13 protein-coding genes are annotated in these 14,408 nt (G+C 59.0%); 3 read left to right on the plus strand and 10 right to left on the minus strand.

Going from position 1 to position 14,408, the window contains the following annotated elements:
* Nucleotides 1-7 precede the first annotated feature (7 nt).
* Nucleotides 8-1,006 (minus strand): beta-N-acetylhexosaminidase, encoded by a 999-nt coding sequence (gene nagZ, locus RG836_RS15310; protein ID WP_310847028.1) that lies wholly within the window; start codon nucleotides 1,004-1,006, stop codon nucleotides 8-10.
* A 155-nt stretch (nucleotides 1,007-1,161) separates the two neighbouring features.
* Nucleotides 1,162-1,869, minus strand: a complete 708-nt coding sequence (locus tag RG836_RS15315; RefSeq protein WP_310846961.1) for a TetR/AcrR family transcriptional regulator — start codon at nucleotides 1,867-1,869, stop codon at nucleotides 1,162-1,164.
* 241 nt (nucleotides 1,870-2,110) lie between these two features.
* Here RG836_RS15315 and lexA point away from each other — a divergent pair, with 241 nt between their 5' ends.
* Both lexA and sulA read left to right on the plus strand, forming a co-directional pair.
* Nucleotides 2,111-2,719 (plus strand): transcriptional repressor LexA, encoded by a 609-nt coding sequence (gene lexA / locus RG836_RS15320; RefSeq protein WP_310846963.1) that lies wholly within the window; start codon nucleotides 2,111-2,113, stop codon nucleotides 2,717-2,719.
* 10 nt (nucleotides 2,720-2,729) lie between these two features.
* On the plus strand, nucleotides 2,730-3,206 hold the full coding sequence (sulA, locus tag RG836_RS15325) for an SOS-induced cell division inhibitor SulA (protein ID WP_310846965.1): 477 nt from the start codon (nucleotides 2,730-2,732) through the stop codon (nucleotides 3,204-3,206).
* Between the two features lie 103 nt (nucleotides 3,207-3,309).
* Here the strand turns inward: sulA and RG836_RS15330 are convergent, their stop codons facing one another.
* The 7 genes from RG836_RS15330 to RG836_RS15360 all read right to left on the minus strand — a co-directional run bounded on the left by RG836_RS15330 (nucleotide 3,310) and on the right by RG836_RS15360 (nucleotide 11,727).
* Nucleotides 3,310-3,543 carry a hypothetical protein gene (locus tag RG836_RS15330; RefSeq protein ID WP_310847031.1) on the minus strand — a complete coding sequence of 78 codons (234 nt, stop codon included), beginning with the start codon at nucleotides 3,541-3,543 and terminating at the stop codon, nucleotides 3,310-3,312.
* Between the two features lie 106 nt (nucleotides 3,544-3,649).
* On the minus strand, nucleotides 3,650-4,174 hold the full coding sequence (locus RG836_RS15335) for a DUF6586 family protein (protein ID WP_310846968.1): 525 nt from the start codon (nucleotides 4,172-4,174) through the stop codon (nucleotides 3,650-3,652).
* Nucleotides 4,175-4,306: 132 nt separating this feature from the next.
* Nucleotides 4,307-6,934 carry a type I DNA topoisomerase gene (gene topA, locus RG836_RS15340; protein WP_310846970.1) on the minus strand — a complete coding sequence of 876 codons (2,628 nt, stop codon included), beginning with the start codon at nucleotides 6,932-6,934 and terminating at the stop codon, nucleotides 4,307-4,309.
* Between the two features lie 117 nt (nucleotides 6,935-7,051).
* On the minus strand, nucleotides 7,052-7,285 hold the full coding sequence (locus RG836_RS15345; RefSeq protein ID WP_310846973.1) for a DUF1653 domain-containing protein: 234 nt from the start codon (nucleotides 7,283-7,285) through the stop codon (nucleotides 7,052-7,054).
* Between the two features lie 98 nt (nucleotides 7,286-7,383).
* Nucleotides 7,384-8,559: an acetyl-CoA C-acyltransferase FadA gene (gene fadA / locus RG836_RS15350; RefSeq protein ID WP_310846976.1), complete on the minus strand. Its 1,176-nt coding sequence runs from the start codon at nucleotides 8,557-8,559 to the stop codon at nucleotides 7,384-7,386.
* 32 nt (nucleotides 8,560-8,591) lie between these two features.
* Nucleotides 8,592-10,739, minus strand: coding sequence for a fatty acid oxidation complex subunit alpha FadB (gene fadB / locus RG836_RS15355; RefSeq protein WP_310846978.1), 2,148 nt, complete (start codon nucleotides 10,737-10,739; stop codon nucleotides 8,592-8,594).
* 550 nt (nucleotides 10,740-11,289) lie between these two features.
* On the minus strand, nucleotides 11,290-11,727 hold the full coding sequence (locus RG836_RS15360) for a hypothetical protein (protein WP_310846981.1): 438 nt from the start codon (nucleotides 11,725-11,727) through the stop codon (nucleotides 11,290-11,292).
* A 104-nt stretch (nucleotides 11,728-11,831) separates the two neighbouring features.
* Between RG836_RS15360 and RG836_RS15365 the strand changes: the two genes are divergently transcribed.
* The gene (locus RG836_RS15365) at nucleotides 11,832-12,269 is read left to right on the plus strand and encodes a universal stress protein (RefSeq protein ID WP_310846982.1); all 438 of its coding nucleotides are present in this window, start codon (nucleotides 11,832-11,834) and stop codon (nucleotides 12,267-12,269) included.
* 183 nt (nucleotides 12,270-12,452) lie between these two features.
* Here the strand turns inward: RG836_RS15365 and RG836_RS15370 are convergent, their stop codons facing one another.
* On the minus strand, nucleotides 12,453-14,372 hold the full coding sequence (locus RG836_RS15370) for an ATP-binding cassette domain-containing protein (RefSeq protein ID WP_310846983.1): 1,920 nt from the start codon (nucleotides 14,370-14,372) through the stop codon (nucleotides 12,453-12,455).
* Nucleotides 14,373-14,408: the final 36 nt, after the last annotated feature.

Consider the following 14,408-nt stretch of genomic DNA (forward strand, 5'->3'; position numbering starts at 1 on the left):
GCCGTCCTTAATCAATCAATTGAGCATCTTTGAGCGCGTTGATTGCCGTGAGCCAGCGTGGCTCCTGACGGTAATCGGTGCGGACATAGGATTGGCCGCGCATGCGCGCAATGCGCATTGACGGCGTGACCCTCATGCGCTGAGCGGCCGTCAGTGCCAGTTCAGCGGCTGCCCGGTCGTTGCATACCAGGCCCATGTCGCAACCCGCGCTGAGCGCCGCTTCGATGCGGCTGGCAGCATCGCCGACCACGTGCGCACCCGCCATAGACAAATCGTCACTGAAAATGACGCCGTCGAACTGCAACTCACCGCGCAGGATGTCCTGCAGCCAACGCCGGGAGAAACCGGCAGGCTGCGGATCGACCTGTGGATAAATAACGTGGGCCGGCATCACAGCGGCTAACTGTTTGCTTAAGCGCGCGAACGGGATCAGGTCGTTGGCGCGGATGTCGTCGAGGCTGCGTTCGTCATTCGGAATGGCAACGTGGGAGTCTGCCTCCGCCCAGCCATGGCCCGGGAAATGTTTACCGGTGGCGGCCATGCCGGCGCTGTTCATGCCCCGGATAAAGGCTCCGGCCAACAGCGCGGCACGCTGCGGATCACCCTCGAACGAACGGGTACCCACCACGGCGCTGCGCTGGTAATCGAGGTCGAGCACCGGGGCGAAACTCAGGTCCAGACCTACCGCCAATACCTCGGTGGCCATGATCCAGCCACACTGCTCGGCCAAGTACTCGGCATTCGGGTTATCGGCGATAGCGCGCATGGCCGGCAAACGCACGAATCCTTGACGCAGCCGCTGTACCCGCCCGCCTTCCTGGTCGACGGCCAGGAGCAAATCAGGACGAACCGCGCGGATCGCTGCGCTGAGCTCACGTACCTGACGCGGGTGTTCGATGTTGCGCGCAAAAATGATCAGGCCACCCACCTCGGGCTGGCGCAACAATTGGCGATCTTCGGCCGTCAGCCAGGTACCGGCGACGTCCACCATCAACGAGCCTTGCAGGCCAGCAGTCATAGCAATTCCTTGAATACGAAAAAACCCGCACAGACCGGCTCACCACCCAAGGCGGGAACGGTCTGCGGATGCGGGTTTACAACGAGAGTCGGCATGGGCGGCTAGCTTAGCGGATGTCAGCTGCCGCGCCCACCCGTGCGTGGTCAGGCCTTGGCCACCGCTGGCGAGGATTTGCTGCGTGGGCGCAATTGCGCGCTGGCCATGGCGTCGTCGGTGACACCGGTTTCGGCGCGCATGCCGGCGGCGAGGAATGGCACCATCAGGCGCATCACCTGCTCGATCGAGGTGTTGACGCCGAAGTCAGTCTCGGCGATCGCGCGCAAGGCTTTGATACCGGACATGCTGAAGGCGGCGGCACCGAGCATGAAGTGCACACGCCAGAACAATTCGATAGGCGGGATACGTGGGGCGGCTTCGTTCACCAGCAGCATGTAGCGGCGGAAAACCTTACCGTACATGTCTTCCAGGTAACGGCGCAGGTGGCCCTGACTCTGGCTGAACGCCAGGCCCAGCAGCCGCATGAAGATCGACAGATCATTGCCGCTGCGAGGCTGCACGACCAAGGCTTGTTCGACGAGGATTTCCAGCAGGTCTTCGAGCGATGGCTTGTTTTCAGGCTTGGCCTGACGCCGCTCGAGCTCTTTATCGAGGCTAATGCAGAAAGGCCCGAGGAAACGTGAAAACACGGCCTGGATGAGGGCTTTTTTCGAACCGAAGTGATAATTCACCGCTGCCAGATTTACACCGGCCTTACTGGTGATCAAGCGCAACGAGGTTTCCGCGAAACCTTTTTCCGCAAATAACTGCTCGGCAGCATCGAGGATGCGCTCAACGGTTTCCGACTGGGCCATGGTTATTCCGCCTGACAAACACTTGTTTGAAACATACGTTTCAGCCTGGGCATTGTCAAGCCTGCCAGACCATTTTGGGAATGGTCGGTCAGGTATTTAACCATAGAAGTCCGAGGCTGTAGGAACGCCCATAAACGGTGCCCTCACTGACCGTCCGGCGGCCGATAAAAAATGGAGGATTGCCAAGACGCTTTCACTGTATATAATCCCAGTCACTGTATAAAAAGACAGAGCGATCAATATGCTTAAGCTGACGCCACGCCAAGCCGAGATTCTGGCCTTCATCAAACGTTGCCTTGAAGACAACGGCTATCCGCCGACCCGCGCAGAAATCGCGCAGGAACTGGGTTTCAAATCGCCCAATGCGGCGGAAGAGCACCTCAAGGCCCTGGCCCGCAAGGGGGCGATCGAGATGACGCCCGGCGCCTCTCGCGGTATCCGCATCCCTGGCTTTGAAGCCAAGGCCGACGATTCCACCCTGCCGATCATTGGCCGCGTGGCTGCCGGGGCACCGATCCTCGCCCAGCAACACGTTGAAGAGTCCTGCAACATCAATCCGAGCTTCTTCCATCCGCGCGCCGATTACCTGCTGCGGGTTCACGGCATGAGCATGAAGGACGTCGGCATCTTTGACGGCGACCTGCTGGCCGTCCACACGACTCGCGAAGCCCGCAACGGCCAGATTGTGGTGGCACGAATCGGCGACGAAGTGACCGTCAAACGCTTCAAGCGTGACGGTAGCAAAGTCTGGCTGATTGCCGAAAACCCTGACTTCGCCCCCATCGAAGTGAATCTGAAAGATCAGGAACTGGTGATCGAAGGTTTGAGTGTCGGCGTTATTCGCCGCTAAAGGAGGCTCTATGCAGTTCCCGCACATGCCACAGCAAGCACAACTGTCTTTGTTTGAAGCATTCATGGCGCAGCCATTGGCGCCCATCCTGCACGAAGTGGTCGAGTCATCACCTTGGGTTGCCGAACCTGAAGTGTTCAGCGAACTATCGCTGCGTGGTGCAGCCGGGAACTGCCTGAACCTACTGGCACCCGTCCTGCGGGAACTGAGCCAGGATCAGGACGCACGCTGGCTGACGCTCATCGCGCCGCCCGCCAGCCTAACTCAAGCCTGGCTGCGTGACGCCGGTTTGAACCGTGAACGCATTCTTTTGTTGCAACCGCGCGGCAATCAAAGTGCCCAGGAGTTGACCTGCGAAGCGTTGCGACTGGGTCGCAGCCACACCGTGGTCAGCTGGCTCAATCTGCCGAACGCCAGCGCACGGCAACAATTGGTCAGCGCTGCCCGGATCGGCGACGCGCAAAGCCTGAATATTCGCTTGGGATAAGCCTCACGCAAGGTGAGCTTGAATTGCTTGGGCTTCTCCAGAACAGAGAAGCCGGTCGGTATCAGTATTCTTAAGCCATAAAAAAGAAAAACGATGGGCGGGATCAGTGAAGAACCCGCGGGCCTTCGTCTTTGTTGAATTCACCTTCAACCAAGCGCCCTGCCATCTGCACACCAACGCTCAACATCGCTTTTGCGACTTCTACGTGCTGGCCTTGCAGGAACGCCTTGGCGTCTGCTGAAAAATCCAAAGTCACCAGAGAACCCTCGTCCTCAGCCCTGCGCAGCTCAATACGGCCGTCTGGCAATTCGACAATTTCAAGAAAGGACGTAGGCATAACGATTTCTTCTCCACGAAAGGCGGGGATTATATAGGCATCGGCCAAGCTTCGCTCGGTATCTTGACCAGAAGCACCGGCGGGACATTGTTACCACTGATGCCCATCAGCATTCGTTCAACCCTTCGCGGAAACGGATCGCCAGGCCTTTCAAGTTCTGCCTCCAAGCCTCCAGCTCTTCCCGGCTCAACTCCGCTGGGCTCTGCTCTTCATCCAGGTTAACGGCCAGAATCAACGGCTGTGTCACGTCGCCCTTGGGCTTGTGCGGTGCCCGCGGCGGCTGGAACAGCGCGGCATGCGCGGCGAGCAGTTTCGCCAGCCAGGTTTCCGGGTTGTTTGCCAGCTCGACCATTTCTGCCATTTCTGGAATCGCCACCGCATCCAGCACTTCGCGGGTCAGCAATGCCTCGGCGCGCGGCGAATTGGCTTGCGGCAGTCGATAAAAGCCGGCGATTTCATGGCACAGCCCCAACAATGCGCCATACAGGTGAAACAACGCGGATTCGCGCCCGGCCTGAATCAATGCCAGGGAGTTCATCGCCCGTGCCTCTTCAGCCTTGGCCAGCGCTTCAAGCGACAAACCGGCGAAGTAAATTTTCTGGTTGGTACGAGTATAGAGTTCGTGGGCCATGAAGGCAGTCTCCACAACGAAAGTTCACGCAGGTCGGACAGTGTCGTGGATCGACCAAGCCGACTGCAAGCCTGAAACAAAAAAGCCGCGTGTCACCCGAAGGTTGCACGCGGCTTTTTCAATCGCACTTACTCAGGATTTGGCGGCGGGCCGCTTGTCTTCGACGGTCCATTTGCCGCCGTCGTAGAACGCCTTCCAGCCAGTCGGCTTGCCGTCGACTTCAGTCTGTACGTACTGCTCCTTGGTTTTACGGCTGTAGCGGATGACTGACGGCAAGCCGTCCGGATCCTTCTTCGGCGCTTCGCATAGGAAGTGGTACTTAGGATCGATCTCATCCTTGTGCGGCACGATCTCGATCACCAGTGGAGCACGGGTCTCACGGTTTTTCGGGAACTGACTGGCCGCCAGGAACAGGCCTGAAGCACCGTCACGCAAGATGTAAGTGTCGTTGACCTTCTCGCATTTCAGCTCTGGCATCTTCACCGGGTCCATCTTCGGCGGCGCCGCGTCACCGCTTTTCAGCAGTTTGCGGGTGTTCTTGCAGGTTGGATTGGTGCAGCCGAAAAACTTGCCGAAACGACCGGTCTTGAGCTGCATCTCGCTGCCGCACTTGTCGCACTCCAGGCTCGGACCTTCGTAACCCTTGATGCGATAGCTACCCTCTTCGATCTCGTAACCCGCGCAATCCGGATTGTTACCGCAGATGTGCAGCTTGCGCTTCTCATCCAGCAAGTAGGCGTCCATCGCGGTGCTGCAGATCGGGCAGCGGTGCTTGCCGCGCAGTACCAGGGATTCCGACTCACCTTCGTCATCCGCAGCGATTTCGTCGCCCGGCACCAGGTTGACCGTGGCTTTGCAGCGTTCTTTCGGCGGCAGGCTGTAACCCGAGCAACCGAGGAACACACCGGTCGATGCGGTGCGGATCTGCATTGGACGGCCGCACACCACGCACGGGATGTCCGTCATCACCGGCTGGTTGGCGCGCATTCCACCTTCGGCACTCTCGGCTACTTCGAGTTTCTTCTTGAAGTCGCCGTAGAACTCGTCGAGAACGTTCTTCCAGTCGCGCTCGCCCTGAGCCACGTCATCGAGGTTCTCTTCCATGCCGGCGGTGAAGCCATAGTCCATAAGGTTGGAGAAACTCTCGGCCAGGCGTTCGGTGACGATGTCGCCCATCTTTTCCGAGTAGAAACGACGGTTATGCAGCGCCACGTAGCCGCGATCCTGGATAGTGGAAATGATCGCCGCGTAGGTCGAAGGACGACCGATACCGCGTTTTTCCATTTCCTTGACCAGGCTGGCTTCCGAATAACGGGCCGGCGGCTTGGTGAAGTGCTGGGTCGGATCAAGCTTGATCAGCTTCATCACGTCGCCCTGCGCCATGTCCGGCAACACATCATCGTCGCCTGGCTTGGTGATTTGCGGCATTACACGGGTGTAGCCGTCGAACTTCAGAATGCGGCCCTTGGCGCGCAGTTCGAAAGAGCCCGCACCAACGCTGACGGTGGTCGACAGGTATTGCGCCGGCAACATCTGGCAAGCGAGGAACTGGCGCCAGATCAGCTCATAGAGCCGCTCTGCATCACGCTCCATGCCCGACAGCTTGCTCGGCTCGGTATTGGCGTCGGAAGGACGAATCGCTTCGTGAGCCTCCTGTGCGCCTTCTTTGCTGCTGTAGACGTTCGGGGTTTCCGGCAGGTACTTCTTGCCGAACTCGCCTTCAATATAAGTACGCGCCATCGCGACCGCGTCCACCGACAGGTTGGTGGAGTCGGTACGCATGTAAGTGATGTAGCCCGCTTCGTAGAGCCGCTGGGCCATCATCATGGTTTTCTTCACGCCGAAGCCCAGGCGGTTACTTGCTGCCTGCTGCAGGGTGGACGTGATGAACGGTGCCGACGGCTTGCTGCTGGTCGGTTTGTCTTCGCGTTTGACGATGCTGTAGCTGGAAGCCTTGAGCTTCTCCAGCGCAGCCATGGCCTGGGCTTCGTTAAGTGGCTTGAAGGCTTCGCCGTTTTCACGGGCCACGTCGAAGCGCACAGTCGCGCCCTTGGCGGTGCCGAGGTCGGCGTGCACTTCCCAATACTCTTCAGGATTGAACGCACGGATTTCCCGCTCGCGCTCCACCACCAGCTTCACGGCAACCGACTGCACACGGCCGGCCGACAGGCCTCGGGCAATTTTCGCCCAGAGCAGTGGCGAGACCATGTAACCGACGACGCGGTCGAGAAAACGCCGGGCCTGCTGGGCGTTGACTCGGTCAATGTCCAGCTCGCCGGGCTTGGAGAAGGCTTCCTGAATCGCCTTCTTGGTAATTTCGTTGAACACCACGCGCTTGTAGCGGCTGTCGTCACCACCGATGGCTTCGCGCAGGTGCCAGGCAATGGCTTCCCCCTCGCGATCCAAGTCGGTTGCGAGATAGATGGTGTCAGCATCCTTGGCGAGCCGGCGCAGCTCTTCGATGACTTTTTCCTTGCCGGGAAGGATCTCGTACTGGGCTTTCCAGCCGTGATCCGGATCGACACCCATGCGCGAGACCAACTGCTTGCGCGCCTTCTCTTTCGGCGACAATGCCGGCGCTTCGCCCGCGGCAGCCTTGCCACGCTTGGCGGCTGGCTCTTTGCTGGCGCTAGCCGAACCGCTGGTGGGCAGGTCTCGGATATGGCCGATACTCGACTTCACCACGTATTGGTTGCCCAGATACTTGTTGATGGTCTTGGCCTTAGCCGGGGATTCCACAATGACCAGCGATTTGCCCATGGATCAGAAAATTCCTGAATTCGAGAAGTGAAAGGCGGTTGGCGCCTGACGCGGCACCGCTATATATAGTGGCAACAAGGTGAGGTCAAGCGCAGGGTACTGCGCGAACTCAGCTTATTACGCCGAAAAAAGGCTCGGTTCGGCTTGAACCAAAGCAAAGCGTGGCACCTGTTCGCCGTCAACCTCGACCGACTCCAGGAACATGCTCAACGGGCGTACCCAAAAACCGTAATCGCCATACAGGGCTTGGTAGAAGACCACTTCTTCTTCGGTTTCCGAATGCCGCGCGACACTGAATACGCGGTACTGCGGACCCTTGTAATGTTGGTAGAGCCCAGGTTGTATCGGCATGCTTTGGCCCTCACTCAAATCTTTTCAAAATAAAAACAAAATAAATTCAGAAAAACAAAAACCGGGGCACTGGGCCCCGGCTTCCGTCATCCGTTCGCTTAAACGCGTTCGAAGACGGTGGAGATGCCTTGGCCGAGACCAATGCACATGGTAGCAACGCCGAGGTTACCGCCATTTTGCTTCATTACATTCAGCAAAGTGCCGGAGATACGGGCGCCGGAGCAACCAAACGGGTGACCCAGGGCAATCGCGCCGCCGTGCAGGTTAACCTTCTCGTTCATCTTGTCGAGCACTTTCAGATCTTTCAGCACCGGCAAGGCCTGTGCGGCGAAAGCTTCGTTGAGCTCGAAGAAGTCGATATCGTTGATCGAGAGGCCCGCACGCTTGAGGGCTTTTTGTGTAGCCGGTACTGGACCATAGCCCATGATCGCTGGATCCACACCGGCGACCGCCATGGAACGGATAACCGCCATTGGCTGGATGCCCAGGTCCTGGGCACGCTGCGCCGACATCACGATCATGCACGAGGCACCGTCGGTGATTTGCGACGAAGTACCCGCCGTCACGGTGCCGCCCTTTGGATTGAACGCCGGCTTCAACGCCGCCAGACTTTCCAGGGTCGTTTCCGGACGAATGGTTTCGTCGAAGTCGTACAGCTTCAGGAAGCCATTCTCGTCATAACCCTGCATCGGGATGATTTCGTCCTTGAACTTGCCTTCCACGGTCGCCTTGTGGGCGAGTTGGTGGGAGCGCACGCCAAAGGCGTCTTGCTGTTCGCGGGTAATGCCGTGCATTTTGCCGAGCATTTCCGCAGTCAGGCCCATCATGCCCGACGCTTTTGCCGCGTACAGCGACATATGCGGGTTCGGGTCGACACCGTGCATCATGCTCACGTGGCCCATGTGCTCGACGCCGCCGACGACGAACACGTCGCCATTGCCGGTCATGATCGCTTGCGCGGCGGTGTGCAGCGCGCTCATGGACGAGCCACACAGGCGGCTGACGGTCTGGCCGGCAGCGGTGTGCGGGATCTGGGTCATCAGCGACGCCATGCGCGCGATGTTCCAGCCCTGCTCCAGGGTCTGGTTGACGCAGCCCCAGATCACGTCTTCGACTTCGTTCGGGTCAACCTTGACGTTGCGTTCCAGCAACTTGCTGATCAAGTGTGCCGACATGTCTTCGGCACGAGTGTTGCGGTGCATGCCGCCCTTGGAGCGGCCCATCGGAGTACGACCGAAGTCGACAATCACGACGTCTCTTGGATTCAAGCTCATAAAATTTCACTCTCACTCAAGTGTTTGGACGCTTAACCGAAGAACCGTTGGCCAGTCTTGGCCATTTCACGCAGCTTCGCGGTCGGGTGGTACAGCGCGCCCAAATCAGCGTACTGGTCAGCCAGGGCAACGAACTCAGCCACACCGATCGAATCGATGTAACGCAGCGCACCGCCACGGAATGGAGGGAAACCAATACCGTAGACCAGACCCATGTCGGCTTCGGCGGCGGTTTCGACGATGCCGTCTTCCAGGCAACGCACGGTTTCCAGGCACAGCGGGATCATCATCCAGTTGATGATGTCTTCGTCTGTGACCTCGCGCTGCTCGTAGACGATTGGCTTGAGCACTTCCAGCACCGACGGATCGGCGACTTTCTTCTGCTTGCCCTTCTTGTCGGTCTCGTAGGCGTAGAAACCCTTGCCGTTCTTCTGGCCCAGGCGCTTGGCTTCGTAGAGCACGTCGACAGCCGAACGACGGTCGTCTTTCATGCGGTCCGGGAAACCTTCAGCCATAACGTCGCGACCGTGGTGGCCAGTGTCGATGCCGACCACGTCCATCAGGTACGCCGGGCCCATTGGCCAGCCGAATTTTTCCATGACTTTGTCGATACGCACGAAATCCACACCGGCACTGACCAGCTTGGCGAAACCGCCGAAGTACGGGAACAGCACGCGGTTGACCAGGAAGCCCGGGCAATCGTTGACGACGATCGGGTTCTTGCCCATTTTCTTGGCATAGGCAACGGTGGTAGCGACAGCCAGTTCGCTGGACTTCTCGCCACGGATCACTTCCACCAGCGGCATCATGTGCACCGGGTTGAAGAAGTGCATGCCAACGAAGTTTTCCGGACGCTTGAGGGCCTTAGCCAGCAAGGTGATGGAAATGGTCGAGGTATTCGAGGCGAGGATGGTGTCCTCTTTGACCTGGCCTTCGACTTCAGCCAGAACGGCTTGCTTGACCTTAGGGTTCTCGACCACCGCTTCGACCACCAGGTCGACATGACCGAAATCGCCGTAGGACAGCGTAGGACGAATGCCGTTGAGCACTTCAGCCATTTTCGCTGGGGTCATGCGGCCTTTATCGACGCGGCCGACCAGCAACTTGGCGGCTTCTGCCAAGCCCTGTTCGATACCGTGTTCGTTGATGTCTTTCATCAGGATCGGCGTGCCTTTGGACGCCGACTGATAAGCGATACCGCCACCCATGATGCCTGCGCCCAGTACAGCGGCCTGCTTCACGTCCTTGGCGATTTCGTCGTATGCCTTGGCTTTTTTCTTCAGTTCCTGATCGTTCAGGAACAGGCCGATCAGGCTTTGCGCGGCAGAGGTCTTGGCCAGTTTGACGAAACCCGCGGCTTCCACTTCCAGTGCTTTGTCGCGACCGAAGTTCGCGGCTTTCTGGATGGTTTTGATCGCTTCGACCGGTGCCGGGTAGTTCGGGCCGGCCTGGCCAGCCACGAAACCTTTGGCGGTCTCGAAAGCCATCATTTGTTCGATAGCGTTGAGCTTGAGTTTTTCCAGCTTTGGCTGACGCTTGGCCTTGTAATCGAACTCGCCGGAGATGGCGCGCTTGATCAGCTCCAGCGCTGCTTCCTGCAGTTTCTCAGGAGCGACCACGGCGTCGACGGCGCTCACTTTCAACGCGTCTTCGGCACTGTTTTCCTTACCGGCGGCGATCCACTCGATAGCGTTGTCGGCACCGATCAGGCGCGGCAACCGCACGGTACCGCCGAAGCCCGGGTAGATGCCCAGCTTGACTTCCGGCAGGCCGATCTTGGCCTTGGTCGACATGACGCGGTAATCCGCGGCCAGGCACATTTCCAGACCGCCACCCAGGGCGATGCCGTTGATGGCCGCCACGGTAGGCACGTTGAGGTCTTCGAAATCACTGAAGATTTTGTTCGCTTCGAGGTTGCCAGCGACAAGCTCTGCATCCGGCAGCTTGAAGTTCTCGACGAATTCGGTGATGTCGGCGCCGACGATGAAGACGTCCTTGCCGCTGCTGACGATCACACCCTTGATCGAAGCATCTGCCTTGATGGTGTCCACGGCCTGACGCAGTTCGTTCAGGGTTAGACGGTTGAACTTGTTGACGGACTCACCCTTGAGGTCGAATTTCAATTCGACGATGCCACTTTCAAGAGCCTTAACCGTGATGGCTTTACCTTCGTAAATCATCAACTGATCTCCACGATATGGAAGCTGAACAGTACACGTCGGACGCTGTCTTCCTGGCTCGGCACGGACGTTTCCGTCGATGCTACGCCAATCCAGCAGGCACACCCGCCAACGCGATAGTCGGGATTCTGTAGGAGCGGTCTGCCATGCAAACGCTCAATTCATACGCCCGTTTGATTTGGGTACGTCACCTTCACGGAATTTCCGACAATTGTCAATCGCCCAAAAGACGAGTTAAAACGCGACTTTCCAGTCATTCGCGCAGCGTGAAGAACCACAACACGCATACGCATGTTCAGCCATTCATAAGATCAATTATTAGAAATGTCGCCCTAACCCATCGCATGGGCGGCTAGCCGAGGCTCCGCTGGCGGTACTCTTCAGGAAATAGATGGCGCATTTGCGCAACCGCTCGCGTAGTATTCGCGCCACGTTTGAGCAAAAAGAATTACCGGCCTGCCTGGCCAACCCCAGCCCGATGATGATGTCGGGCTTTTTAATGCGCGTCTGCCAGACATTTCGCACCGTTGCAGCGCGAAATTTCGCCGAATCAGGCCAGTGCTTTCAACAAAGCGTCGATGCGCTGCAACACTTCGACTTCGCCCTTCTCGCCCCAGTACGCCGCAATCATCTGTTTATCGGCCTCGACCTTGTACAGGTTGGCCGGCAACTTTTCGAAATGAATCAGCAACCCCGGATCCTCACACGGTTCCTGCCACTGATTGACCCACACCCCCGGCGACTTTTGCCAGTAGCTCCAGCACACCCGCTGCGTGCCTCGACGCGGACGATGGTACTGCGCGCAGGGGCTTGGCGGCTCGTGGCTGAGCCAATGCGGCCACTCTTGCGGCGCCAGTTGCATGGACAGACCGATGCGCCGCGCTTCCATGCGCAGGCTCATCCGTCCGCTCTGACCACGGGACGGCCGCAACCACGCTAAGGGGCTGAGAACCACCAGCAGGATTGACACCACTATCCAGACCGTCATATCTGTACTCCCGATTCTTCATGAGCCCATTGCGCCACTCTGGAACCAATGCGCTTGAAACCAGCCATACTTACCAATATTGCAATCCTCAGGAGGAGCACCTCATGCCCTACACCCATATTCTGGTCGCTGTAGACCTTACCGAAGAGTGCGACCCTGTGATCAAGCGCGCTCGCGAGCTGGCGGTCGGCAGCGGCGCGAAACTGTCCCTGGTGCATATCGTCGAGCCGATGGCCATGGCCTTTGGCGGCGACGTGCCGATGGACCTGTCGCAGCTGCAACAGCAGCAGTTCGACCAGGCGAAGGAGCGTCTGGACCGATTGATCGTCAAGTATCCAGAACTGTCGCGGGAGTTCAGCCACCTGACCTACGGACAACCGCGCCAGGAAATCCATCACTTGGCCAAGGAACAAGGCTGCGACATGATCGTGGTCGGCAGTCATGGCCGTCACGGCTTGGCCCTGCTGCTCGGCTCCACCGCCAACGACGTGCTGCACGGTGCGCCGTGCGATGTACTGGCCGTGAAGCTGGTCAAAAGCTGATACTCACCGGCGAGCCCCCCCCTGTAGGAGCGAGCCTGCTCGCGAATGCGCTGGCATGCCCAACATCGATGTGTGGGTCATTCCGTCTTCGCGAGCAGGCTCGCTCCCACACTAGATGGGCATCAGCCATACAAGAAGCCCGACGCTCATCGCTGAACGTCGGGCTTTTTGTTACTGGATCAATCAGGCATCCAGTTCGGCCCAGCGCTCGACCAATACGTCGAGTTCGGCCTGCAAGGTCTCCAGCGAAGCGATCACTTTGGCCGTCTCGGCGGCTGGGCGCTGATAAAAAGCAGCGTCAGCCATTTCCGCATTGACCGCGGCGATCTGTTGCTCCTTGGCGTCGATCTCGCCCGGCAAGGCTTCCAGCTCGCGCTGTAGCTTGTAGCTGAGTTTCTTCTTCGCTGCCGGTGCGGCGACCGATACAGCAGGGGCCGCAGGCTCGGCGGTGACCACGGCGGAGTTCAAGTCAGCCTTGCCGGATTTGCTCTCGGTCACACCCAACAAGCGCGGCGAGCCGCCCTGACGCAGCCAGTCCTGATAACCACCGACGTATTCACGCACCTTGCCTTCGCCTTCGAAGACCAATGTGCTGGTGACCACGTTGTCGAGGAATGCCCGGTCGTGGCTGACCATCAACACGGTGCCGTTGAAGGTCAGCAGCACTTCCTCGAGTAACTCGAGGGTTTCCACGTCGAGGTCGTTGGTCGGTTCGTCGAGTACCAGCAGGTTGGCCGGTTTGCTGAACAATTTCGCCAGCAACAGACGCGCACGCTCGCCACCGGACAAAGCCTTCACCGGGGTACGAGCACGTTGCGGGCTGAACAGGAAGTCACCCAGATAGCTCAGCACGTGGCGGCTCTGGCCATCGATATCGATAAAGTCGCGACCCTCGGCAACGTTGTCGATCACGGTTTTTTCCAGGTCCAACTGATGACGCAACTGGTCGAAGTAAGCCACGTCGATGCGCGTGCCCTCTTCCACGGTGCCGCTGGTTGGCTGCAGACCGCTGAGCATCAGCTTGAGCAACGTGGTCTTGCCGGTGCCGTTGGCACCCAGCAGGCCGATGCGGTCGCCGCGCTGCAGGACCATCGAGAAGTCTTTGATCAGGAACGGGCCGTCCGGGTGATGGAAGCTGACGTTCTCCAGCACCATCACCTGCTTGCCGGACTTGTCGGCGGTGTCCAGCTGGATGTTGGCCTTGCCGGTGCGTTCGCGACGTTCGCTGCGCTCAACGCGCAAGGCTTTCAAGGCGCGGACGCGGCCTTCGTTACGGGTGCGCCGAGCCTTGATGCCCTGACGGATCCAGACTTCTTCCTGGGCCAGTTTCTTGTCGAACAGCGCGTTGGCGGTTTCTTCGGCCGCCAGGGTCGCTTCCTTGTGCACCAGGAAACTGGCGTAGTCGCCGTTCCAGTCGATCAGGCCGCCGCGATCCAGTTCAAGGATGCGCGTGGCCAGGTTTTGCAGGAACGACCGGTCGTGCGTGATGAACAACACGGCGCCTTGGAAATCCTTGAGGGCTTCTTCAAGCCAGGCGATGGCGCCGATGTCCAGGTGGTTGGTCGGTTCGTCGAGCAGCAGCAGGTCCGGCTCGGACACCAGGGCCTGGGCCAGCAGCACGCGACGACGCCAGCCGCCGGACAACTCGGCGAGGGTTTTGTCAGCCGGCAGTTGCAGGCGGCTCAAGGTGCTGTCGACCAGTTGCTGCAAGCGCCAGCCATCACGGGCTTCGAGGTCGTGTTGGACGTGCATCAGCTTGTCCAGGTCGGCGTCGGTGACAATGTTCTGGCTCAGGTGGTGATACTGCGCCAGCAACTCGCCGACGCCATCCAGACCTTCGGCAACCACGTCGAACACGGTCCGCTCGTCGGCCACCGGCAGTTCTTGCGGCAATTCGCCGATCTTGAGCCCTGGGGCACGCCAGACAGAGCCGTCATCGGGCTTCTGATCGCCCTTGACCAGCTTCATCATGCTGGATTTGCCAGTGCCATTGCGGCCGATGATGCACACCCGCTCACCACGGGCGATCTGCCAGGACACCTTGTCCAACAACGGCATAGCGCCGAAAGCAAGGGACACATCGCTGAATTTGAGCAGGGTCATGAGCTTCTCCAAAAACCGGGCGCGCATTCTACCTGA

Origin of the sequence: Pseudomonas rhizozeae (genome assembly GCF_031583775.1) — a bacterium.
Classification (GTDB): Bacteria; Pseudomonadota; Gammaproteobacteria; order Pseudomonadales; family Pseudomonadaceae; genus Aquipseudomonas.